The sequence below is a fragment of the Mycobacterium sp. UM_WGJ genome (assembly GCF_000455125.1).
Lineage (GTDB): Bacteria > Actinomycetota > Actinomycetes > Mycobacteriales > Mycobacteriaceae > Mycobacterium.
In genome coordinates, this window is record NZ_AUWR01000011.1 from 85701 (window position 1) to 108542 (window position 22842).

Sequence of the window (22842 nt, forward strand, 5' to 3'; positions counted from 1 at the left end):
GGTGAGGAGCTTTGCACAGGGGGAGGCGGGCCTGCCCAGGTTGCGGCCGGCCGCCAGACCGGGTTGCATCGTTGAGATGGGGGACGAAGTCAACCGCACCGCCTACTCGCGCACCCAGCGTCGCCAATACCGGCGCAAGATTCAGCAGTGCCTGGACGTCTTCGAGACGATGCTGGCGCAGGCCAGCTTCGAGTGTGAGCCGCCGCTGACCGGTATGGAGATCGAGGGCAACCTGATCGGCGACGACCATCACCCGGCCATGTCGAATGCCGGCGTGTTGTCCTCGATCGACGATCCGGCATTCCAACGGGAACTGGGCTCCTACAACATCGAATTCAACGTGCCGCCTCGTCAGTTCACCGCGCGCGCAGCCCTGGAACTGGAAGCCGAGGTGCGTGCCAGCCTCAATGACGCGCAGGCCAAAGCCCGCACAAACGATGCGGGCATCGTCATGATCGGCATCCTGCCCACCCTGATGCCCGAACATCTGGCCGGTGACTGGATGAGTGATTCGGCGCGGTACGCGGCGCTCAATGACTCGATCTTCGCGGCGCGAGGCGAAGACATCGACATCGACATCGACGGCCCCGAGCCGCTGAATCTGCACGCGGAGAACATCGCACCGGAATCGGCTTGCACCAGCATGCAGTTGCACCTGCAGGTCTCGCCGGCCGACTTCGCCAACTATTGGAACGCCGCCCAGGTACTGGCCGGCCCGCAACTGGCGATCGGCGCCAACTCGCCCTACTTCTTCGGTCACCGCCTGTGGGCGGAGACCCGGGTGGAGTTGTTCGCGCAGTCCACCGACACCCGACCCGACGAACTGAAGAACCAGGGGGTGCGGCCCCGGGTGTGGTTCGGCGAGCGGTGGATCACCTCGATCTTCGACCTGTTCGAGGAGAACGTGCGTTACTTCCCGTCGCTGCTTCCCGAAGTCTCCGAGGAGGACCCGGCCGACGAGCTGGCCCGGGGACGCACCCCGCAACTGGCCGAGCTGCGGCTGCACAACGGCACGGTGTACCGCTGGAATCGCCCGGTTTACGACGTGGTCGACGGAAGACCGCACCTGCGGGTGGAGAACCGGGTCCTGCCCTCGGGTCCCACTGTCGCCGACATGGTGGCCAATGCGGTGTTCTACTACGGGCTGCTGCGCAGCCTGGCCCTCGACCAGCGCCCGCTGTGGACCCAGATGAGTTTTGCGGTGGCACACGACAACTTTCGCCGCGCCGCGCGCCTGGGTATGGATGCCCGGCTGTTCTGGCCGGAGCTGGGCGAGGTGAGCGTGGCGGAACTGACCCGGCGTGAGTTGTTGCCGCTCGCCCGCCACGGGCTCGAGGAGTGGGGCGTGGCCGCCGAGGTGATCGACCGGTTCCTCGGCATCATCGCCGACCGGGTGGCAACCGGACGCAACGGCGCCACCTGGCAGGTGTCGACGGTCCGCGCGCTACAGGCCCAGGGCTTGAGCCGGCAGGACGCATTGGCGGAGATGCTGAGCCGCTACTGCACACACATGCACACCAACCAGCCGGTGCACACCTGGCCGACAGAACTGGGCTGAGGTGTCCGGTCGCGGCGCCGGTAGGCTGGCCGCCGTGTTGATCGGATCCCATGTGCGCCCGCAGAATCCGCTGGCGGCCGCGGAAGCCGAGGGCGCCGATGTGGTGCAGATCTTCCTCGGTAACCCGCAGAGTTGGAAGCCGCCCAAACCGCGCGAGGACGCGGCGCAACTTCGCGCGGCGGCGCTGCCGATCTATGTGCATGCGCCGTATCTGATCAACGTCGCCTCGCCGAACAACCGGGTGCGCATCCCGTCGCGCACCATCTTGCAGCAGACCTGCGAGGCGGCCGCTGACATCGGCGCGGCCGCGGTGATCGTGCACGGTGGCCACGTGACGGCCGACGACGACGATCCGCAGGCCGGGTTCGCGCGGTGGCGCAAGGCGCTGGACCGTCTGGAGAGCACCGTCCCGGTGTACCTGGAGAACACCGCGGGGGGTGACTATGCGATGGCCCGCCACTTCGACACCATCGCCAAACTGTGGGACCACATCGGTGACACCGGCGTCGGGTTCTGCCTGGACACCTGCCACACCTGGGCGGCCGGGGAATCGCTGCCCGACGCTGTGGAGCGCATCAAGGCGATCACCGGCCGCATCGATCTGGTGCACTGCAACGACTCCAAGGACGCGCCCGGCTCCGGACGGGACCGGCATGCCAACTTCGGTGACGGCCAGATCGACCCCGACCTGTTGGTCGCCGTGGTCGAGGCCGCCGGTGCCCCGGTGATCTGCGAGACCGCGGAGGAGGGCCGCAAGGCCGACATAGCGTTCCTGCGCGATCGGCTCAGCTGACTTGGACCCCGGGGCTCCGACCGGGAAAAAACATCCGAAATGTCTGATTTATCACGCAATGGGCGACATTGGGTCGGATGTGTGCTACAACTTTCCTAGGCGCCGTGACCGCGGCAGCTGCGCACACGTCTCAGGGCTGGAGGGGGTCCAAATGCCTGAGCGACACCAGCATGGTGTGGGGGGAGTGCGCAGCACCTAGTCCGGCGCCCCAAAACGACGGCGGTCACAGCCTGGAACCTCCCGACCCCAGGCCGTGACCGCCGTTTTTTGTGTGCTGACATCAGTTTTATTACATCTATTGTGCATGCGTGCAAAAAATGTAATATGCGGCTATGGCCGATACGCACATCGTCACCAACCAGGTCCCTCCGCTGGAAGGCTACAACCCGGCGTCGTCCCCGGTCCTCATCGAGTCGCTGATCCGCGAGGGCGGCCAATGGGGCGTCGACGAGGTCACCGACCTCGGTGCGATCTCGGGATCCAAGCAGGTGCAACGCTGGGGCGCGCTGGCCGACCGCAACCGGCCGGTGCTGCACACCCACGACGTCGTCGGTAACCGGATCGACGAAGTGGAGTACGACCCGGCCTACCACGAGCTGATGCGCACCGCGATTGCCCACGGCCTGCATGCGGCCCCATGGGCCGACCCGCGACCCGGCGCACATGTCGTCCGCGCCGCGCAAACCGGGGTGTGGACCGCCGAGCCGGGCCACGTCTGTCCGATCTCGATGACCTACGCGATCGTGCCCGCGCTGCGCAACAACGCCGAACTCGCCAAGACCTACGAGCCCCTGCTGACCAGCCGGGTCTACGACCCCGAGTTGAAGGTGCCGGCCACCAAGGCCGGCATCACCGCCGGGATGTCGATGACCGAAAAGCAGGGCGGCTCCGATGTGCGCGCCGGTACCACCCAGGCGGTGCCGAACGCTGATGGCAGCTACACCCTGACCGGGCACAAGTGGTTCACCTCCGCCCCGATGTGCGACGTGTTCCTGGTGCTGGCGCAGGCTCCCGGCGGACTGAGCTGTTTCTTCCTGCCCCGGATCCTGCCTGACGGCACCCGCAACCGGATGCGGCTGCAGCGGCTCAAGGACAAGCTCGGCAACCACGCCAACGCCTCAAGTGAGATCGAGTACGAGGGCGCGACCGCCTGGCTGGTGGGGGAGGAGGGCCGCGGGGTCTCGGTCATCATCGAGATGGTCAACCTCACCCGCCTGGACTGCGCGCTGGGCAGTGCCACCAGCATGCGGATGGGACTGGCTCGCGCCAGCTACCACGCCCAGCACCGCAAGGCGTTCGGCGCTTACCTGATCGACCAGCCACTGATGCGTAACGTGCTGGCCGACCTGGCGGTGGAGGCCGAGGCCGCCACCATGGTGTCGATGCGGATGGCCGGCGCCACCGACAAGGCGGTCCGCGGAGATGAACGGGAGGGCCTGCTGCGCCGGATCGGGCTGGCAGCCACCAAGTATTGGGTATGCAAGCGCGCCACCCCGCACGCCGCCGAGGCGATGGAATGCCTGGGCGGCAACGGCTACATCGAGGACTCCCTGATGCCGCGGCTCTACCGGGAGGCACCGTTGATGGGCATCTGGGAAGGTTCGGGCAACGTCAGCGCCCTGGACACCCTGCGCGCCCTGGCCACCCAGCCCCAATCGGTGGCCGTGCTCTTCGATGAGCTCGCCGAGACCGCCGGCCAGGATCACCGCCTCGACGCCCACGTCGACGCGTTGAAAGCCCGGCTGGCGGACCTGGGCGCCGACGTGGTCGCCGCCCAGTACCAGGCGCGCAAGATCGCCGAGGACATCTGCCTGGCGTTGCAGGGCGGGTTGCTGGTCCGCCACGGCCACCCGGCCGTCGCCGAGGCGTTCCTGGCGACGCGGCTCGGCGGCCAATGGGGTGGTGCGTTCGGCACCCTGCCGGCCGGCCTCGACCTCGGGCCGATCATCGAGCGTGCCCTGGTCAAGGGCTGAGGTCAGCGCACGCCATGCGACACCACATCGCCCCGGTCGAGTTCGACAACCTTCGGACGATGACCTACGAGGTCACCGACCGCATCGCCCGGATCACCTTCAACCGCCCGGAACACGGCAACGCCATCACGGCCGACACCCCGCTGGAACTGTCGGCGCTGGTGGAACGCGCCGACCTGGATCCCCACGTGCATGTGATCCTGGTGTCGGGTCGCGGCGAGGGATTCTGCGCCGGATTCGACCTGGGCGCCTACGCCGAAGGCTCAGCGTCGGCGGGCGGGGAGAACTACCGGGGCAGTGTGCTCGACGGTAAGACACAGGCGACCAACCACCGCTCGGATCAGCCGTGGGATCCGATGATCGACTACCAGATGATGAGCCGCTTCGTCCGCGGCTTCGCCTCACTGATGCACGCCGACAAGCCCACCGTGGTCAAGATCCACGGCTACTGCGTGGCCGGTGGCACCGACATCGCGCTCCACGCCGACCAGGTGATCGCGGCGTCCGACGCCAAGATCGGCTACCCGCCGATGCGGGTCTGGGGAGTGCCGGCGGCCGGGCTGTGGGCGCACCGGCTCGGCGACCAGCGTGCCAAACGTCTACTGCTGACCGGAGATTGCATCAGCGGAGCCCAGGCCGCCGAATGGGGCCTGGCGATCGAGGCCCCCGACCCCGCTGATCTCGACGAGCGCACCGAACGCCTGGTGGCCCGTATCGCCGCCATGCCGGTCAACCAACTGATCATGGCGAAACTCGCCCTCAACACCGCACTGCTCCAGCAGGGCGTGGCCACCAGCCGCATGGTCAGCACCGTGTTCGACGGGGTGGCCCGGCACACGCCGGAGGGGCACGCATTCGTCGCCGACGCGGTGCAGCACGGGTTCCGCGACGCGGTGCGGCACCGCGACGAACCGTTCGGCGACTACGGCCGGAAGACTTCCGGGGTCTAGGCGGCCACCCGATGTCAAAGCCAGTGCGTATGACGGCCCGCTCGGTAGTTCTGTCGGTGCTGCTGGGGGCCCACCCCGCATCGGCCACGGCGGCTGAATTGCTGCGATTGACAACGGGCTTCGGGATCAAAGAAACAGCCTTGCGGGTGGCGCTGACCCGGTTGGTCGCGGCCGGGGACCTGGTCCGCTCGGTCGAGGGGTACGGGCTGTCCGAGCGTCTGCTGGAGCGACAGCGTCTCCAGGACGCGGCGCTGAATCCGCAGACCAAGCGCTGGGACGGTGGCTGGCTGGCCGTGGTGATCACCAGCATCGGCTGCGATGCGCGAACCCGGGCGGCTTTGCGCTCGGGGTTGGTTAACCGGCGCTTCGCCGAGCTGCGCGAGGGATTCTGGATGCGCCCGGACAACATCGACGTCGAGCTGGGCGAGGAGCTCGGGAGATACACCCGGTTGCTCACCGCTCGCGACGAGAAGCCCGCTGACTTGGCCGCCACGCTGTGGGATCTGGCGGGGTGGTCGCAGACTGGCCACGAGCTGCTGGCCGCGATGGCCGACGCCGAGGACATACCAAGCCGCTTCATCGTGGCGGCGGCCATGGTTCGCCACCTGCGCCTCGACCCGGTGCTGCCACCCGAACTGCTTCCTGCGGACTGGCCGGGGACCCGGATCCGCAGTGGCTACGCAGAGTTCGCCAATGAACTGGGCGCGCGACGCGACGCGGACCGAGAGGCGGTGCTGCGATGAGTGCGGTGCGCGTGGAGCGCAGTGGCCCGGTCACCACGGTGATCCTGGATCGGCCGCAGGCCCGTAACGCCGTCGACGGCCCGACCGCCGCCGCGCTGTATCAGGCGTTCGACGAGTTCAACCGCGATGCGAGCGCGTCGGTTGCCGTGCTGTGGGGCGACCACGGAACCTTCTGCGCGGGAGCCGATCTCAAAGCAATGGGTACGCCGAACGCCAATCAGACCCACCGCAGCGGGCCTGGCCCCATGGGTCCGACCCGAATGATGTTGTCCAAACCGGTGATTGCCGCGGTCAGCGGTTACGCGGTGGCCGGTGGCCTGGAGTTGGCGCTGTGGTGTGACATGCGAGTGGTCGAGGCCGACGCGAACTTCGGCGTGTTCTGCCGACGCTGGGGCGTTCCGCTTATCGACGGCGGCACCGTGCGATTACCCAGACTGATCGGCCACAGTCGCGCCATGGACATGATCCTCACCGGCCGTGCCGTCGACGCCGAAGAGGCGCTCGCGATCGGACTGGCCAATCGTGTTGTCCCGGTGGGGGAGGCGCGGAGCGCGGCCGAGCAGCTGGCCCGCGAACTGGCGGAGTTGCCACAGGGTTGCCTGCGCTCGGATCGGTTGTCGGCGCTGCGGCAGTGGGGCATGACCGAATCCCACGCGATGGACGCCGAATTCGAAAGCATCGAGCGGGTTGCCGACGAGGCGCTGCGTGGGGCGGGCCGCTTCGCCGGCGGGGCCGGCCGCCACGGCGCTAAAGCGTGACGCCGGCGGCCCGTCCCCCGCAAGCGGGAGGTACCCCCAGCACCCGGCTTCGCCGCGCTTGCGACCGCCGCGAGGCTTGACGCCGGGGAGTCCCGCCGGCGGCCCGTCAGCGTCTGTCGGCGACGGTGTTACCCGACCCGCGGTTGTCGATCTTGGGATCGCCGCCGCGGTAGGTGACGGAGTTGTTGAGCCCGGTGATCGTCAGCGTCTTGTCGACGCGCTCGATGGTGATGCGGTTGTCGGCACCGGCTACGTTCACCGCCTCGCAGCGGCCCCGGACAGTCAGCTTGTTGTTCGAACCGGCCACATTCAGCGATTTGCCGTCGGCACAGTCCAGGGCCGATGTCGCACCGAACGACTCGTATCTGATCGTGTTGGCGAACCGGCCGTCGAAGTTCTGCGAGATCCGCGAGGACTTGGGCGGCGCCTCCGACTCGCAGCCGGTGAGCACTACCGTAAGCAGCGTGATTCCGCCGGCCAGCAGCGAGCAGAGATTGACCCGGAGAACGTGGGTCACGCCGGTACGCGTTGGAGCCGGTTGGTCATCCCCAGCTCGCGTCCCCGGTCGAACAGCAGCGGGTCGCCATTGTGGAAGTACACGGTCGTGTCGTTACCGTAGACGGTGACGTCGTTGACGATGGTGTCGGCGATCACGGTGTTTTGCGAGCCCTGCGTGGTAACCGCGTAGCAGGTGCCCATCGCGTGGATGGTTAGGTTGACGCCGTTGATGAACAGCGTCCCGCCGTCGCAGTCCAGCGTGTGCGTCTCGTGCACCCCGTAGATGTGGATGTCGCCGGGTACGGCCTGAGCGCTCGCGGCTGCCACCAGCGAACCGGCGGCCAAACCGAGCAACGCACTAGCCAGAGCGGTCCATTTCATCGCCGAGCCCCTCTCACCGGACGCAATCTCGGCAAAGCTTACGTCGCACCAGCTGGCGCGTACTCGGGTTCCCCCACTAATTGGTCCATTAGAGTTCTGTGCTGATCTCCTCCCGCCGCACGATACGAAGGGCGTACGCCATGTCAGCTCGACCAGACCCGCCCGCAGCGGCGGGTCGCTCGCGCGCCAACGGCAAATCGGGGGCGCGCCCGGTCAAGCTGAGCCGGGAAGTCATCGTCAACGCGGCTTTGAATTTCCTGGACCGTGAGGGCTGGGACGCGTTGACCATCAACGCGTTGGCCACCCAGCTGGGCACCAAGGGCCCGTCGCTGTATAACCACGTGCACAGCCTCAACGACCTGCGCCGCGCCATGCGGATGCGGGTGATCGATGACATTCTCGAGATGCTGACCCAAGTCGGGCAGGGCCGCGCCCGCGATGATGCGGTGCTGGTGATGGCCGGTGCCTACCGCAGCTATGCCCATCACCACCCCGGCCGGTATTCGGCGTTCACGCGGATGCCATTGGGCGGCGACGATCCGGAGTACACCGCCGCAGCCAGCCGGGCCGCCGCCCCGGTCATCGAAGTGTTGGCGTCGTACGGGCTCGACGGGGACCGGGCGTTTCACGCGGCCCTGGAGTTCTGGGCGGCGATGCACGGCTTTGTCCTGTTGGAGATGACCGGCGTGATGGACGATGTGGACACCGACGCTGTCTTCTCCGACATGGTGCGCAGGCTGGCCTCGGCGATGGACAGCCGCACCCAGTAGTGGCGCCGGGGCGGAGGGGCCGCGGGGGACGCTGGGCACGCGCTTTGACCTGCCGGAGTGCTGCCGGGTATTGTGGTAGCTCGTGCCTGGCCACGAGGCGCGTTTGGTGACATAACGCGCGCGCCTGGCCCAATTCGCATGTCCATTATGCCGCGGAGGAATCCGCGGCGGCCCATGCGACACGCCCGACCGCGGGGTAGCGGTGGGGCACAGACCGCGGATTACGACAGTTTTGAACAGCGATACAGGAAGCCGGTAGATGCCAACCATTCAGCAGCTGGTCCGTAAGGGCCGCCGCGACAAGGTCGCCAAGGTGAAGACCGCGGCCCTCAAGGGCAGCCCGCAGCGACGGGGCGTGTGCACCCGCGTGTACACCACCACCCCGAAGAAGCCGAACTCGGCGCTTCGCAAGGTGGCGCGCGTCAAGCTGACCAGCCAGGTGGAGGTGACCGCCTACATCCCGGGTGAGGGTCACAACCTGCAGGAGCACTCGATGGTGCTGGTGCGTGGTGGCCGGGTGAAGGACCTGCCGGGTGTGCGCTACAAGATCATCCGCGGCTCGCTGGACACCCAGGGAGTCAAGAACCGCAAGCAGGCCCGCAGCCGCTACGGCGCGAAGAAGGAGAAGAGCTGATGCCGCGCAAGGGCCCCGCACCCAAGCGTCCGCTGGTCAACGACCCCGTCTACGGGTCGCAGCTGGTTACCCAGCTGGTCAACAAGGTGCTGCTGGACGGCAAGAAGTCGCTGGCCGAGCGCATCGTCTACGGCGCTCTCGAGCAGGCTCGGGACAAGACCGGTACCGACCCGGTGGTGACGCTCAAGCGTGCTATGGACAACGTCAAGCCGGCTCTCGAGGTTCGCAGCCGCCGCGTCGGTGGTGCCACCTACCAGGTTCCGGTCGAGGTGCGCGCCGAGCGCTCCACCACGCTGGCACTGCGCTGGCTGGTCAGCTTCTCGCGGGCTCGCCGCGAGAAGACCATGATCGAGCGCCTGGCCAACGAGATCCTGGACGCCAGCAATGGCCTGGGTGCCGCCGTCAAGCGGCGTGAAGACACCCACAAGATGGCCGAGGCCAACCGGGCGTTCGCGCACTACCGCTGGTGATCACCCCGGCGTAACAGCCGGACACTTGCGACAACAAGCAATTGAAGTAACCGAAAGAGTGGGAAGACTGCTGTGGCACAGGATGTGCTGACTGACCTGAACAAGGTCCGCAATATCGGCATCATGGCGCACATCGATGCTGGTAAGACGACGACGACCGAGCGGATCCTGTACTACACCGGCGTCAACTACAAGATCGGTGAGACGCACGACGGTGCCTCCACGACCGACTGGATGGAGCAGGAGCAGGAGCGCGGCATCACCATCACCTCCGCCGCGGTGACCTGCTTCTGGAACAAGAACCAGATCAACATCATCGACACCCCGGGCCACGTCGACTTCACCGTCGAGGTGGAGCGCTCCCTGCGTGTTCTCGATGGCGCCGTTGCCGTGTTCGACGGCAAGGAGGGCGTGGAGCCGCAGTCCGAGCAGGTGTGGCGGCAGGCCGACAAGTACGACGTGCCCCGGATCTGCTTCGTCAACAAGATGGACAAGCTCGGTGCGGACTTCTACTTCACCGTGCGCACCATCGAAGAGCGCCTCGGCGCTCGCCCGCTGGTGATCCAGCTGCCGATCGGCGCGGAGAACGACTTCGAGGGCATCGTCGACCTGGTCGAGATGAGCGCCAAGGTGTGGCGCGGCGAGACCAAGCTCGGTGAGACCTACGAGACCATTGAGATCCCGGCCGACCTGGCCGACAAGGCCGACGAGTACCGGACCGCTCTGCTGGAGGCAGTCGCCGAGACCGACGAGGCTCTGCTGGAGAAGTACCTCGGCGGCGAGGAGCTCTCGATTGAGGAGATCAAGGGCGGCATCCGCAAGCTGACGGTCTCGTCGGAGCTCTACCCGGTGCTGTGCGGCAGCGCGTTCAAGAACAAGGGTGTCCAGCCGATGCTGGACGCGGTGATCGACTACCTGCCGTCGCCGCTGGACGTCGAGTCCGTGCAGGGCCACGTGCCCGGCAAGGAAGACGAGGTCATCAGCCGCAAGCCCAGCATCGACGAGCCGTTCTCGGCGCTGGCGTTCAAGATCGCGGTGCACCCGTTCTTCGGCAAGCTCACCTACGTCCGGGTGTACTCGGGCAAGGTGGAGTCCGGCACTCAGGTGGTCAACTCGACCAAGGGCAAGAAGGAGCGGCTGGGCAAGCTGTTCCAGATGCACTCCAACAAGGAGAACCCGGTCGACTCGGCGTTCGCCGGCCACATCTACGCGATGATCGGCCTCAAGGACACCACCACCGGCGACACCCTGTGCGACCCGGCCAACCAGATCGTGCTGGAGTCGATGACGTTCCCGGCTCCGGTCATCGAGGTGGCCATCGAGCCCAAGACCAAGAGTGACCAGGAGAAGCTGAGCCTGGCCATCCAGAAGCTGGCCGAAGAGGACCCGACCTTCAAGGTCCACCTCGACCAGGAGACCGGTCAGACCGTGATCGGCGGCATGGGCGAGCTGCACCTGGATATCCTGGTGGACCGCATGCGCCGCGAGTTCAAGGTCGAGGCCAACGTCGGCAAGCCGCAGGTGGCCTACAAGGAGACCATCCGCCGCAAGGTGGAGAAGGTCGAATACACCCACAAGAAGCAGACGGGTGGCTCGGGCCAGTTCGCGAAGGTCCTCATCGACATCGAACCGTTCACCGGCGAAGACGGTGCGACCTACGAGTTCGAGAACAAGGTCACCGGTGGCCGCGTTCCCCGCGAGTACATTCCCGCGGTGGACGCCGGGGCCCAGGACGCCATGCAGTACGGCGTGCTGGCCGGCTACCCGCTGGTCAACATCAAGGTCACCCTGACCGACGGTCAGTACCACGACGTCGACTCCTCCGAGATGGCCTTCAAGGTGGCCGGCTCGCAGGCGCTGAAGAAGGCTGCCGCTGCCGCGCAGCCGGTGATCCTGGAACCGATCATGGCCGTTGAGGTCACCACGCCCGAGGACTACATGGGCGATGTGATCGGCGACCTGAACTCCCGCCGTGGCCAGATCCAGGCCATGGAGGAGCGCAGCGGTGCGCGCGTCGTCAAGGCGCAGGTGCCGCTGTCGGAGATGTTCGGCTACGTCGGAGACTTGCGGTCGAAGACCCAGGGCCGGGCGAACTACTCCATGGTGTTCGACTCCTACGCCGAAGTGCCGGCGCAGGTGGCGAAGGAGATTATCGCGAAGGCAACGGGCGAGTAACCAGCTTCCCGCCCGTGCCGCTACGGTGGCACAAACCCAAAAAGATCAAACCTGCTGTAACCCAGCACCAACAAGTCCAGGAGGACAAGAAGTGGCGAAGGCGAAGTTCGAGCGGACGAAGCCGCACGTCAACATCGGGACCATCGGTCACGTTGACCACGGCAAGACCACGCTGACCGCGGCTATCACCAAGGTTCTGCACGACAAGTACCCGGCCCTCAACGAGTCGCGTGCGTTCGACCAGATCGACAACGCGCCCGAAGAGCGTCAGCGCGGTATCACGATCAACATCTCCCACGTGGAGTACCAGACCGAGAAGCGGCACTACGCCCACGTCGACGCGCCGGGCCACGCTGACTACATCAAGAACATGATCACCGGTGCCGCCCAGATGGACGGCGCGATCCTGGTGGTCGCGGCCACTGACGGCCCGATGCCGCAGACTCGCGAGCACGTGCTGCTGGCCCGTCAGGTCGGTGTGCCCTACATCCTGGTGGCGCTGAACAAGTCCGACATGGTCGACGACGAAGAGCTCCTCGAGCTCGTCGAGATGGAGGTCCGCGAGCTGCTGGGTGCCCAGGAGTTCGACGAGGAGGCCCCGGTGGTTCGGGTGTCGGCTCTGAAGGCGCTCGAGGGCGACGAGAAGTGGGTCAAGTCCGTCGAGGACCTGATGGACGCCGTCGACGAGTCCATCCCGGACCCGGTTCGTGAGACCGACAAGCCGTTCCTGATGCCGGTTGAAGACGTCTTCACCATCACCGGTCGTGGCACCGTGGTCACCGGTCGTGTCGAGCGTGGCGTGATCAACGTGAACGAGGAAGTCGAGATCGTCGGCATCCGTCCGGACACCACCAAGACCACCGTCACCGGTGTGGAGATGTTCCGCAAGCTGCTGGACCAGGGTCAGGCCGGTGACAACGTCGGTCTGCTGATCCGTGGTATCAAGCGTGAGGACGTCGAGCGTGGCCAGGTTGTGGTCAAGCCCGGCACCACCACCCCGCACACCGAGTTCGAGGGTCAGGCCTACATCCTGTCCAAGGACGAGGGTGGCCGCCACACGCCGTTCTTCAACAACTACCGTCCGCAGTTCTACTTCCGCACCACCGACGTGACCGGTGTGGTGAGCCTGCCGGAGGGTACCGAGATGGTGATGCCCGGTGACAACACCGAGATGACCGTCAAGCTGATCCAGCCTGTCGCCATGGACGAGGGTCTGCGGTTCGCCATCCGTGAGGGTGGTCGTACCGTCGGCGCCGGCCGGGTCGTCAAGATCATCAAGTAGTACCTGCGCTAGCAGAGGCGAAAGCCCCCTTCCCCGCGTGGGAAGGGGGCTTTCGTGTTTGGCAGCAAGAAGCGCCCGCGGCGATATTCTGACGCTCATGGTGTGGCGCTATCTGAAGGCCCAGTTACTAGTCCTGCTGTTCGGCGGCCTGGTGGGGCCGATCTTCCTGATCTGCTACCTGGCCTTTGGCAGGGAGGAAGGACTGGACTGGATGCTGCACTCCGGTGTGCTGATCACCGGCTGCGACATCGTGGCCGCAGTGTTGTGGGCGGGCTACGGTGCGAGATCAGCCCGCTGGAGCGAATTCCTTGAGCAGCTCGGTGTGCTGGCACTGGCCGAGGTGGTCGGCATTCATGAGACCGGGACCCGGGTCAACGATCAACCGTTGGTCAATCTCGACCTACACATCGAAGGGCCGGGCCTGACATCGTTCGACACCCAGGATCGGGTTCTGGCCTCCCTCAACCGGTTACCGGTGATCTCCGGGCGCACCCTGGCCGTCCTTGTCGACCCGGCGACCAATGGATATCGCATCGACTGGGAGCGCAGCGCCCTGCTCAGTGGCACGGTGCCCGCGCGGTTCACCCTGGCCGAGGACAACCAGACCTACGATCTGGCCGGCCAGGTCGGGCCCATGATGGAGATTCTGCAGATCCTGCGGGCCCACGGCGTCCCGGTGCAGGGGGAGATCGACATCCGCTCCGATCCGGCGGTACGTCAACAGGTGGCGGCCGTGGTCCGCCGCGCCGCTGAGCGCAGCGCCGAGGCGGCAGGACCCGGCGGGGCGGCGTCGCGATCGACGGGGGAGCGCCTGCAGGAATTGGAAGCTCTGCGCAAAGACGGAATCGTCACCGACGACGAGTACCGGCAGAAACGTCAGCAGATCATTGCCGACCTCTGACCATTCGCGATAGGTAGAACACGTTCTAGATTGAGCTGCTAGCCTCGTCGAGTGAGCGAGAGCCAGAACCACAACCTGCAGGGCAAGGTGGCCTTTGTCACCGGTGCAGCGCGCGGCCAGGGCCGTTCGCATGCGATCCGGCTGGCGGCCGCCGGCGCCGACATCATCGCCGCCGACATCTGCGCCCCGGCGTCGGACTGCATCACCTACCCGGCGGCCACGCCCGAGGAATTCGCCGAGATGGTCAGTGCGGTCGAGGCCCACGGCCGTAAGGTGTTGGCCCGCACGGTCGACGTTCGTGACGACGCCGGCCTGCGCCAGCTGGTCGACGACGGCGTTGAGCAGTTCGGGCGCCTCGACGTGGTGGTGGCCAACGCCGGCGTGCTGAGCTGGGGCCGGTTGTGGGAGCTCACCGACGAGCAGTGGAACACCGTCATCGACGTGAACCTGACCGGTACCTGGCGCACCATCCGCGCAGCGGTGCCGGCGATGATCGAGGCCGACAACGGCGGTTCGATCGTGATCGTCAGCTCGTCGGCCGGGCTGAAGGCCACGCCGGGCAACGGCCACTACGCGGCGAGCAAGCACGCCCTGGTGGGTCTTACCAACACGTTGGCTCTCGAGGTCGGGGCGCATCGGATCCGGGTCAACTCGATTCACCCGTACTCGGTGGACACTCCGATGATCGAGCCGCAGGTGATGGCCCAGATCTTCACCGAACGCCCGGACTATCTGCACGCCTTCCCCCCGATGCCGCTGCACCCGCAGTCCTTCATGACCGCTGACCAGGTCTCCGACGTGGTGGTTTGGCTGGCCGGTGATGGCTCTGGAATCCTGACGGGAGTCCAGATCCAGGTCGACAAGGGCGCGCTCAAGTACTGATCGTCCCTGGCCGGGAGAAACAGGGGGATCGTGGTGCCCGACAACGGGATCGTCATCGTCGGCGGCGGCTTGGCGGCTGTCCGCACGGCCGAGGAATTGCGGCGCGAGGAGTATGCGGGGTCGATCACGATCGTCTCCGACGAGACTCGCCCGCCCTATGACCGGCCGCCGCTGACCAAAGAGGTGCTGCGCGGGGAGCGCGACGACACCACGTTGGAGCCGCCCGAGTTCTACGCCTCCCGCGACATCACCCTGCGGCTGGACTGCGGTGCGTGCACCGTCGACACTGCCGCACAATCGGTGACGCTGGCAGACGGCACCGTGCTGGGCTACGACCAACTCGTGATCGCCACCGGTCTGGTGCCGTGGCGTATCCCGAGCTTCGGCGACCTGGACGGCATCCGCGTGGTCCGGTCGTTCGAGGACAGCCTGGCGTTGCGCGACGACGCGGCCGGCGCCAGCCGGGCGGTGGTGATCGGCGCGGGATTCATTGGTTGTGAGGCGGCTGCCAGCCTGCGCAAGCTGGGCGTGGACGTCGTGCTGGTGGAGCCGCAGCCCACCCCGCTGGCGGCCGTGCTCGGTGAGCAGATCGGCGAACTGGTGGCACGGCTGCACCGGGCCAACGGCGTCGATGTCCGCAGCGGCGTCGGCGTCGCGGAGGTTCGCGGCGCGGGCCGCGTCGAGACGGTGGTGCTCTCCGACGGCACCGAACTGGCTGCCGACGTGGTGGTGCTCGGCGTGGGGTCGCGGCCGGCCACCGAGTGGCTGGAGGGCTCCGGTGTGGAGTTGGACAACGGGGTGGTGTGCGACGCGACGGGACGCACCAGTGCACCGAACGTCTGGGCCGTCGGCGACGTGGCGTTCTGGCGGGGCCGCGAAGGCCACCAGGTGCGCGTCGAGCACTGGAGCAATGTCGTCACCCAGGTCCGGGTGATGGTCCCGACCATGCTGGGCCGGGAGTCGCTGCATGACGTGGCGGTGCCGGCGTACTTCTGGAGCGACCAGTACGACGTGAAGATCCAGTGCCTGGGCGAGCCGGAGGCTACCGACACCGTGCACCTGGTCGAGGACGACGGTCACAAGTTCCTGGCCTACTACGAGCGCAACGGCGTGCTGGCCGGCGTCGTCGGCGCGGGCCGGCCCGGCAAGGTGATGGGTGCGCGGGCCAAGATCGCCGCGGGAGCGCCGATCTCCGAAGTGCTGGGCTGACGCGGGTCAGTCAGGATCGGATCGCCCCACCAGCATCATCGTTACCGGTTCGTCGTTGAGATTGCTTCCCGGGCTGTAGATTTCGTGGATCTACGACCCTAGGTGCAGTTTCAACGGTGGTCTGGTGCTGTCGCTTGGAGAACGCTATTCTCTGCATAGAGATTGCGAGGTGCGTGCGATGGCGGACAGGCAGGCGGCACGGCTGGACAGCGGCGCGCTGGGGCGATGGCTCGACACTCAAGGTGCCCCCGGAACCGGTGAACAACCGTTGTTGGAACCGCTGCGCGGCGGCTCGCAGAACACCCTGTACCGGGTGCGCCGGGGCGAGGCCGCGATGGTGCTGCGAATGCCGGGCGCCCGGGCGGACGCCGCCCGCGTCGACGGGCTACGGCGCGAGATCCGCCTGGTGCGGGCGCTGTCGGGAACCGACGTCCCGCACGCGCAGTTGATCGCCGCCGACGACGGCGGGGAACTGCTCGGCACACCGTTCTACGTGATGTCCGAGGTGGACGGCTGGAACTCGACCGGCGACGCCTGGCCGGCGCCGTTCGACGCGGATCTGAGTACACGCCGCGGCCTGGCCTTCGAGCTGGTCGAGGGCGCCGCCCGCCTCGCACGAGTGGACTGGCGGGCCCAGGGGCTCGACGGGTTCGGCCGTCCGGACGGCTTCCATGAGCGTCAGGTGGACCGCTGGCTGGCCTTTTTGGACAGCTACCGGGTACGCGACCTGCCGGGCCTGGACGAGGCCGCGGACTGGTTGCGCCACAACCGGCCGGCGCACTACACCCCAGGCATCATGCACGGCGACTACCAGTTCGCCAACGTGATGTATGCCCACGGCGCACCCGCGAAGCTGGTCGCGATCATCGACTGGGAGATGACGACCATCGGCGATCCGCTGCTGGACCTGGCCTGGGCGCTGCTCGGCTATGACGGCGAAAACCCGCGTACCCAAGGTTATTACGCCGACCTCGCGGGCATGCCGACCCGATCGGAGTTGCGGGAACGCTACGAACAGGTCAGCGGCCTGTCCACCGAGAACATCGACTACTACCTGGTGCTGGCCAACTGGAAGTTGGGAATCGTGCTGGAGAAGACCTACGCCGCCTCGGTCACCGGTGGCCGGGTCGATCCGAAGATCGCCGCCGCCATGGGCCCGATGATCCCGCAGTTGATCAGCGCCGCAGCCGAACTCGCCCGCTCCTTACCGGCCAAGCGCAGTTGACATGGGGTACGCGGATTCACTCTTCGACCTGACCGACCGGGTGGTGCTGGTCACCGGCGGCAGCCGCGGCCTGGGGCGCGAGATGGCGCTGGCGGCCGCCCGCTGCGGCGCCGACGTGGTGGTCGCCAGCCGCAAACTCGAGTCCTGCCAGGCCACGGCCGCGGAGATCGAGGCCGAGACGGGGCGCTCCGCGATGCCCTATGCGGTGCACGTGGGGCGCTGGGATCAGCTCGACGGATTGGTCGACGCGGCCTACGAGCGGTTCGGCCGGGTCGACGTGCTGGTCAACAATGCCGGCATGTCACCGGTCTACGACAAGCAGACCGACGTCACCGAGAAGATGTTCGACGCCGTGGTGAACCTCAACCTCAAAGGCCCGTTTCGGTTGTCGGCGTTGATCGGTGAACGGATGATGACCGCGGGCCGGGGATCGATCATCAATGTCAGCACTCACGGATCGTTGCGCCCGCACCCGTCGTTCATCCCCTATGCCGCGTCCAAGGCCGGCCTCAACGTCATGACCGAAGCGCTGGCACAGGCGTTCGGGCCGGTAGTTCGGGTCAACACCTTGATGCCCGGGCCGTTCCTCACCGAAATCTCCAAGGCGTGGAACTTCGACGAATCCGACAACCCGTTCGGCGCCGCCGCGTTGCAGCGTGCCGGCAACCCGCCGGAGATCGTCGGTGCGGCACTGTTTTTGATGTCGGACGCCTCCAGCTTCACCACCGGTTCGATCGTGCGGGCCGACGGCGGCAGTGTCTGACCTACCGTAGAAGGAGCGGAAAATGGCGTGGGACTTCTCTACTGAACCGGAGTTCGAGGCGAAGCTCGACTGGATCCGGACGTTCGTGCGCGACGAGGTGGAGCCGCTGGAGGTGGTGTTTCCCGGCTGCGAATACCTGCCGCTGACCGAGGAACGCCGCCGGATCGTCGACCCGCTCAAGGACCGGGTGCGCGAACAGGGGCTGTGGGCGCCGCATCTGGGGCCGGAGCTGGGCGGCCAGGGATTCGGGGCGGTCAAACTGACGTTGATCAATGAGATCCTGGGCCGGTCCAGTTGGGCGCCGATCGTGTTCGGCACCCAGGCCCCCGACACCGGCAACGCCGAAATCCTGGCCCGCTTCGGCACGCAAGAGCAGAAGGACAGCTACCTGGCCGGCTTGCTGTCGGGGGAGATCTTCTCCTGCTTCTCGATGACCGAGCCGCAGGGCGGCGCCGACCCTCGGGTGTTCACCACTCGGGCCGTCCGCGACGGTGACGACTGGGTGATCACCGGGCGGAAGTACTTCTCCTCAAACGCATCGGTGGCGTCGTTCTTCATCGTGGTGGCCATCACCGACCCGGATGTTCCGGTGCACCGCGGTGCCTCGACGTTCTTGATCCCGGCCGGAACCCCGGGCCTGGAAATCGAAGCCACCCATCACCTGGTGGGGTCGCATCCGCACGAGGCCGGCCATTCACTAGTGCATTACGCGGGCGTGCGGGTGCCGGCCGACGCGATCCTGGGCGAGCCCGGGCAAGGTTTCCTGATCCTGCAGAGCCGGCTGGCCGGCGGGCGCCTGCATCACGCGATGCGCTCGATCGGGGTGGCCCAGCGGGCCATCGACATGATGGCCCGCCGCGCCAAAAGCCGTTTCACCCAAGGCAGTTCGCTGGCTGACAAGCAGCTGGTGCAGGCGTTCATCGCCGACTCCTATGCCGAGCTGGTCCCCTTTCGGCTGACCGTGCTGCACGCGGCGTGGCTGATCGACTCCGGCGACGAGAAGGCGGCCCGCGCCGAGATCGGGGTCTGCAAGATCCTGGCCTCGCAGGTGCTCAAGTCGATCGGGCTGCGCGCGATCCAGGTGCACGGCGCGATGGGCCTGACCGAACAGTTGCCGCTGACCAATGTGCTCCTTGGTGGGGTGGCGCTGGGCCTGGCCGACGGCCCCACCGAGGCGCACAAGGTGAACCTGGCCCGGCTGCTGCTCAAGGACTACGACGCCGAGGACCCGGAGTGGCCCAGCGAATTCCTGGACAACCGGATCGAAGCCGCGCGCGAGAAGTACGGCGACTTGGTCGACCGGATCCCGGCGGTGCCATGACCACTCGTGTCGATGCCGCGGTGCACCGCGCGCTCGACGACCGCCAGCGCGAGGCCACCGCCGAGGTGGAACGCATCCTGGCCGCGGCGGTGACGGTGCTGCAGCGCAGTGCGCCCGACCCGCCCCGGGTGTGCGACATCGTCGCCGAGGCGGGCTCATCGAATAAAGCGTTCTACCGCTACTTCGCCGGTAAGGACGAGGTGATCCTGGCGGTGATGGAGCGCGGTATCGCGCTCGTGGTGTCCTACCTGGAGCATCAACTGGCCAAAGAACCCACGCCGGAAGCCAAGGTCGCGGCCTGGATCCAGGGCGCCCTGGCGCAGCTGTCCGATCCGCACCTGCTGAGCCTGAGCCGCGCCGCCAGCACCCAGCTGGCGGACAGTGCCGACCGCACGCGCTCCGATGAGGACATCCTGGCGCCGTTGCGCGATCTGCTCACCGCACCGGTCAGCGCGCTCGGCGGTGACGACCCCCGCCGGGATGCCGATCTGGTCTTTGGCGCTACCTTGTCGACCATGCGTGGCTACCTCAATGCCGGCCGGCGGCCGAAGCGGGCCGATGTGGATCACCTGGTGTCGTTCTGCCTTCGCGGGCTGGGGGTGGCCTGATGCGCGCGATCGTCTGCGAACAGTACGGGCCGCCGGAAGATCTGGTGCTGCGGGAGCTGCCCGACCCGACGCCCGGCCCCGGCACGCTGGTGGTCCGGGTACGGGCCGCGGCGGTCAACTTCCCCGACGTGCTGCTGATCGACGGCAAGTACCAGCTGAAGATACCGGTGCCGTTCACCCCCGGCAGTGAGCTGGCCGGCGAGGTGATCGCCGCCGGCGACGGCGTGCCCTTTGCGCCCGGCGACCGGGTGGTCGGCACGTCGTTCGTGGGCGGTTTCGCTGAGCAGGCGCTGGTGCCCGCGGCGTCGGTGAGTGCCATCCCCGACGACATCGACTACGCGGCCGCGGCCGGCTTCGGAGTCACCTACCGCACGGCATATCACGCCCTGCGCTCGGTTGCCCAAGTGGCAGAAGGTGATTGGGTAGTAGTGCTGGGTGCCGCCGGCGGTGTCGGGCTGGCCGCCGTCGACCTCGCCGTGGCGATGGGCGCCAAAGTGCTTGCCGCGGCGTCCAGCCCCGAGAAGCTGGAAGTGTGCCGCCAGCGTGGTGCGGCCGCGACGGTCGACTACGACCGCGAAGACCTCAAGACGCGGATCCGCGAGATCACCGGCGACGGCGCGCAGGCCGTGCTCGACCCGGTAGGCGGGTCCTACGCCGAGCCGGCGCTGCGCAGCCTGGCCCGCGGCGGGCGCTTCATCACCTTGGGCTATGCCGCCGGAACGATTCCGGCGATTCCGCTGAACCTGGTGATGCTCAAGGGCATCACGGTGCAGGGCATGGAGATTCGGACGTTCGCCACCGACTTCCCGGCGGAGAACGAGCGTGACCTCGCCGAACTGCAGCAGCTGTTCGCCGAGGGCAGGGTCAGCCCCTACATCGGGGCGCGTTTCCCGCTCGCCGAGGCCGCAACCGCGCTGCGCTACGTTGCCGACCGCAAAGCGATCGGCAAGGTCATCATCGACGTCTGACCCAGACCAACGTGTTGTGCGTCGTCACACCGTCGTTGGTGGTGGTCGCCGACAGCGTCAGCCGGTCGCCCTCGACGCGTGCCTGCCGCAACTGCGGGCTCGCCAGCAGCTCCGGCAGCATCGAGACACTGACGTCGTGATGCACGGTCGCGGTGTCCTCGTCGACCCGGAAGCGGCCGCAGTAGGCGATGTAGGTGGGTGGCGTCGCGTCGGCGCTGCCGGTCAGTTGAGCCGACATATAGCCGTCGGCGGTGTAGAGGATCAGACCGCGCGGCGCCGTGCCCAACGGGTGTGACACCGCGCCGGTGCCGGCGTCGACCGAATCAAACGACGCCAACTCCCAGCCGCCCAGCAGTGCCTCGCGCAGAGTGCTCATCAGGGCATGATGACGGTTCGGGTCACCGGCTCGGCGGCGGCCTGGCGGCTGCGCAGCCCGCGCTGCAGGGCGGACAGCAACGCGTCGCGGGTCTCGCGGGGATCGATGAGCTCGTCGAAGCCGAGTTGCTGGGCCGAGTGATACGACGCCTGCAGTTCGGTGTCGCGCAGTTTGGCGGCCAGATCTTCCCCGGCGTGCGACGCCGCGCTGAGCGCGGCCGCACTCATCGCGCCCATCGTCGCCCCGGGGTAGGCGAATGTCGCCACCTGGGAGTCGAATCCCAGCAGCGACATCACCATGGAACCGAAGCCGTAGGCCTTGCGCAGCGTCAGATGCAGTTTCACGGTGGAGGCCGCGGTCTGGGCGGCGAACATCCGGGCGCCGGCGCGCAACACCCCGGCTCGCTCGGAGCGGCTGCCGGGCAGCATGCCGGGATTGTCGGCCAAGAACACGATCGGCAGGTGGAACGAATCGGCGACCATGATGAAGTGCGCCGCCTTGTCTGCGGCGTCGGTGTCGATCGAGCCGGCCAGCACCTGCGGCTGGTTGGCCACCACCGCGACCGGGTGCCCGCCGAGGTGGGCCAGTGCGCAGATGATCGCCCGACCGAATCGCGGCTGTACCTCGAACCAGTCGGGCCGGTCGAAGACGACGTCGAGCACCGACCGCATGTCGTAGACCCGGCGGTTGTCCCGCGACACGATGTCGAGCAGCTCGGGAGTGGGCCGCGGTTGTGCGGCCGCGTCCGGCGTCAGCGCGGTGGGGTAGGACCACGCGCTGGACGGGAAGTAGGACAGATACCGGCGGATGTCGTCGAGCACGGTCTCGTCGTCGGCGCCGAAGTTGTGCACCACACCGCTGGTCAGTGCGACCTCGGGACCGCCGAGGTCCTCCTTGGAGATGTCTTCGCCGGTGGATTCTTTGACCACCGGCGGGCCGGCCGTGAAGATCGCGCCGTGCGGGCTCATGATCCGGAAGTCGCAGACCGGACCGACCAGGGCGCCGTGCCCGGCCGAGGGGCCCATCACCGCGGCGACGGTCGGCACCTTGCCCGAGCATTGCGCCTGGGCCAGCAGGTCGGTCGGGGTGCGCCCGTAATGTTCGCCGGTGGGGCGGAATCCGGCACCCTCCAACAGCATTACCAGCGGGATCTTGTCGCGCAGCGCCAGCTCGGCGATCCGGTAGCGCTTGGCGTTGCCGCCGGGACCGATGCTGCCCGCCAGCGTGGTGAAATCCTCGGCGCCCACCATCACCGGGGAGCCGTCGATCAACCCCGAGCCGACCACGATGCCGTCGGCGGCGATCGGCCCGCCGACCATGGTGCCCAGTTCGCGGAAGCTGCCCGGGTCCAGTAGGTGCCCGATTCGGGCGCGCGCGTCGAGCTTGCCCTTGCCGTGGTGTTTGGCCACTCGCTCGGGACCGCCCATGGCCCAGGTGTGTTGGCGCCGCCGGTCGAGGTCCTCCAGAGTCTCCTGCCAGCCGTTCGTCATCTGCGGCGCCTCATTTCGTTGACCATACTGAAATTCTTACTGTAGCGTCTCCCGGCGTGGGTGGAATTGGCCGCCCGGACGGGCTTTGACTATGAGTTCCCTTGCGCCGGAGTG

General features: G+C 67.3%; 23 protein-coding genes. 19 read left to right on the plus strand and 4 right to left on the minus strand.

From position 1 onward, the window contains the following. Positions 1 to 76: 76 nt before the first annotated feature. From N416_RS0104850 to N416_RS0104875, 6 genes are all read left to right on the plus strand, one after another. Complete coding sequence (locus N416_RS0104850; protein WP_024441000.1) at positions 77 to 1558, plus strand: glutamate--cysteine ligase; 1482 nt, start codon at positions 77 to 79, stop codon at positions 1556 to 1558. A 34-nt stretch (positions 1559 to 1592) separates the two neighbouring features. After that, a complete protein-coding gene (locus tag N416_RS0104855; protein ID WP_024441001.1) occupies positions 1593 to 2351 on the plus strand; it encodes a deoxyribonuclease IV in 759 nt (252 codons plus the stop codon). A 332-nt stretch (positions 2352 to 2683) separates the two neighbouring features. After that, positions 2684 to 4324, plus strand: coding sequence for an acyl-CoA dehydrogenase family protein (locus N416_RS0104860; RefSeq protein WP_024441002.1), 1641 nt, complete (start codon positions 2684 to 2686; stop codon positions 4322 to 4324). 14 nt (positions 4325 to 4338) lie between these two features. Further along, complete coding sequence (locus tag N416_RS0104865) at positions 4339 to 5274, plus strand: crotonase/enoyl-CoA hydratase family protein (RefSeq protein WP_024441003.1); 936 nt, start codon at positions 4339 to 4341, stop codon at positions 5272 to 5274. A gap of 29 nt (positions 5275 to 5303) precedes the next feature. Beyond that, the gene (locus N416_RS0104870) at positions 5304 to 6017 is read left to right on the plus strand and encodes a PaaX family transcriptional regulator C-terminal domain-containing protein (protein WP_024441004.1); all 714 of its coding nucleotides are present in this window, start codon (positions 5304 to 5306) and stop codon (positions 6015 to 6017) included. Continuing rightward, entirely contained in the window at positions 6014 to 6775 is a 762-nt protein-coding gene (locus N416_RS0104875; protein ID WP_024441005.1) for a crotonase/enoyl-CoA hydratase family protein, read from the plus strand. Before N416_RS0104870 ends, N416_RS0104875 begins: the two co-directional genes overlap by 4 nt. A gap of 106 nt (positions 6776 to 6881) precedes the next feature. Here N416_RS0104875 and N416_RS0104880 read toward each other — a convergent pair whose 3' ends face one another. Next, positions 6882 to 7292 carry a DUF3060 domain-containing protein gene (locus N416_RS0104880; protein WP_024441006.1) on the minus strand — a complete coding sequence of 137 codons (411 nt, stop codon included), beginning with the start codon at positions 7290 to 7292 and terminating at the stop codon, positions 6882 to 6884. Next, positions 7289 to 7654 carry a DUF3060 domain-containing protein gene (locus tag N416_RS0104885; protein ID WP_024441007.1) on the minus strand — a complete coding sequence of 122 codons (366 nt, stop codon included), beginning with the start codon at positions 7652 to 7654 and terminating at the stop codon, positions 7289 to 7291. The genes N416_RS0104880 and N416_RS0104885 overlap by 4 nt, the downstream gene beginning before the upstream one ends. 140 nt (positions 7655 to 7794) lie before the next feature. Between N416_RS0104885 and N416_RS0104890 the strand changes: the two genes are divergently transcribed. The 13 genes from N416_RS0104890 to N416_RS0104950 all read left to right on the plus strand — a co-directional run bounded on the left by N416_RS0104890 (position 7795) and on the right by N416_RS0104950 (position 20862). Then, positions 7795 to 8424 (plus strand): TetR/AcrR family transcriptional regulator, encoded by a 630-nt coding sequence (locus tag N416_RS0104890; RefSeq protein WP_024441008.1) that lies wholly within the window; start codon positions 7795 to 7797, stop codon positions 8422 to 8424. A 259-nt stretch (positions 8425 to 8683) separates the two neighbouring features. Then, on the plus strand, positions 8684 to 9058 hold the full coding sequence (rpsL, locus tag N416_RS0104895) for a 30S ribosomal protein S12 (RefSeq protein WP_007767794.1): 375 nt from the start codon (positions 8684 to 8686) through the stop codon (positions 9056 to 9058). Beyond that, complete coding sequence (gene rpsG / locus N416_RS0104900; protein ID WP_024441009.1) at positions 9058 to 9528, plus strand: 30S ribosomal protein S7; 471 nt, start codon at positions 9058 to 9060, stop codon at positions 9526 to 9528. Before rpsL ends, rpsG begins: the two co-directional genes overlap by 1 nt. Before the next feature lie 72 nt (positions 9529 to 9600). Next, positions 9601 to 11703 carry an elongation factor G gene (gene fusA, locus N416_RS0104905; protein WP_024441010.1) on the plus strand — a complete coding sequence of 701 codons (2103 nt, stop codon included), beginning with the start codon at positions 9601 to 9603 and terminating at the stop codon, positions 11701 to 11703. Positions 11704 to 11794: 91 nt separating this feature from the next. After that, the gene (gene tuf / locus N416_RS0104910; RefSeq protein WP_024441011.1) at positions 11795 to 12985 is read left to right on the plus strand and encodes an elongation factor Tu; all 1191 of its coding nucleotides are present in this window, start codon (positions 11795 to 11797) and stop codon (positions 12983 to 12985) included. Positions 12986 to 13082: 97 nt separating this feature from the next. Next, positions 13083 to 13886: an SHOCT domain-containing protein gene (locus tag N416_RS0104915; RefSeq protein ID WP_024441012.1), complete on the plus strand. Its 804-nt coding sequence runs from the start codon at positions 13083 to 13085 to the stop codon at positions 13884 to 13886. 51 nt (positions 13887 to 13937) lie between these two features. Further along, positions 13938 to 14768 carry a mycofactocin-coupled SDR family oxidoreductase gene (locus N416_RS0104920; protein WP_024441013.1) on the plus strand — a complete coding sequence of 277 codons (831 nt, stop codon included), beginning with the start codon at positions 13938 to 13940 and terminating at the stop codon, positions 14766 to 14768. Positions 14769 to 14798: 30 nt separating this feature from the next. Next, positions 14799 to 15977, plus strand: a complete 1179-nt coding sequence (locus N416_RS0104925; protein ID WP_024441014.1) for an NAD(P)/FAD-dependent oxidoreductase — start codon at positions 14799 to 14801, stop codon at positions 15975 to 15977. Between the two features lie 178 nt (positions 15978 to 16155). Continuing rightward, positions 16156 to 17202 carry a phosphotransferase family protein gene (locus tag N416_RS0104930; protein WP_024441015.1) on the plus strand — a complete coding sequence of 349 codons (1047 nt, stop codon included), beginning with the start codon at positions 16156 to 16158 and terminating at the stop codon, positions 17200 to 17202. A 1-nt stretch (position 17203) separates the two neighbouring features. Further along, positions 17204 to 17965, plus strand: coding sequence for an SDR family NAD(P)-dependent oxidoreductase (locus tag N416_RS0104935; RefSeq protein WP_024441016.1), 762 nt, complete (start codon positions 17204 to 17206; stop codon positions 17963 to 17965). A 22-nt stretch (positions 17966 to 17987) separates the two neighbouring features. Beyond that, positions 17988 to 19286 (plus strand): acyl-CoA dehydrogenase family protein, encoded by a 1299-nt coding sequence (locus N416_RS0104940; protein WP_024441017.1) that lies wholly within the window; start codon positions 17988 to 17990, stop codon positions 19284 to 19286. Next, entirely contained in the window at positions 19283 to 19894 is a 612-nt protein-coding gene (locus tag N416_RS0104945) for a TetR/AcrR family transcriptional regulator (RefSeq protein WP_024441018.1), read from the plus strand. The genes N416_RS0104940 and N416_RS0104945 overlap by 4 nt, the downstream gene beginning before the upstream one ends. Continuing rightward, positions 19894 to 20862 (plus strand): NADPH:quinone oxidoreductase family protein, encoded by a 969-nt coding sequence (locus N416_RS0104950; protein ID WP_024441019.1) that lies wholly within the window; start codon positions 19894 to 19896, stop codon positions 20860 to 20862. Before N416_RS0104945 ends, N416_RS0104950 begins: the two co-directional genes overlap by 1 nt. On the opposite strand, the gene N416_RS0104955 is transcribed toward N416_RS0104950, so the two are convergent. After that, positions 20849 to 21238: a lipocalin-like domain-containing protein gene (locus N416_RS0104955; RefSeq protein ID WP_024441020.1), complete on the minus strand. Its 390-nt coding sequence runs from the start codon at positions 21236 to 21238 to the stop codon at positions 20849 to 20851. The two genes, N416_RS0104950 and N416_RS0104955, sit on opposite strands and share 14 nt — an antisense overlap. After that, positions 21238 to 22728, minus strand: a complete 1491-nt coding sequence (locus tag N416_RS0104960) for an acyl-CoA carboxylase subunit beta (RefSeq protein WP_024441021.1) — start codon at positions 22726 to 22728, stop codon at positions 21238 to 21240. Before N416_RS0104960 ends, N416_RS0104955 begins: the two co-directional genes overlap by 1 nt. Positions 22729 to 22842: the final 114 nt, after the last annotated feature.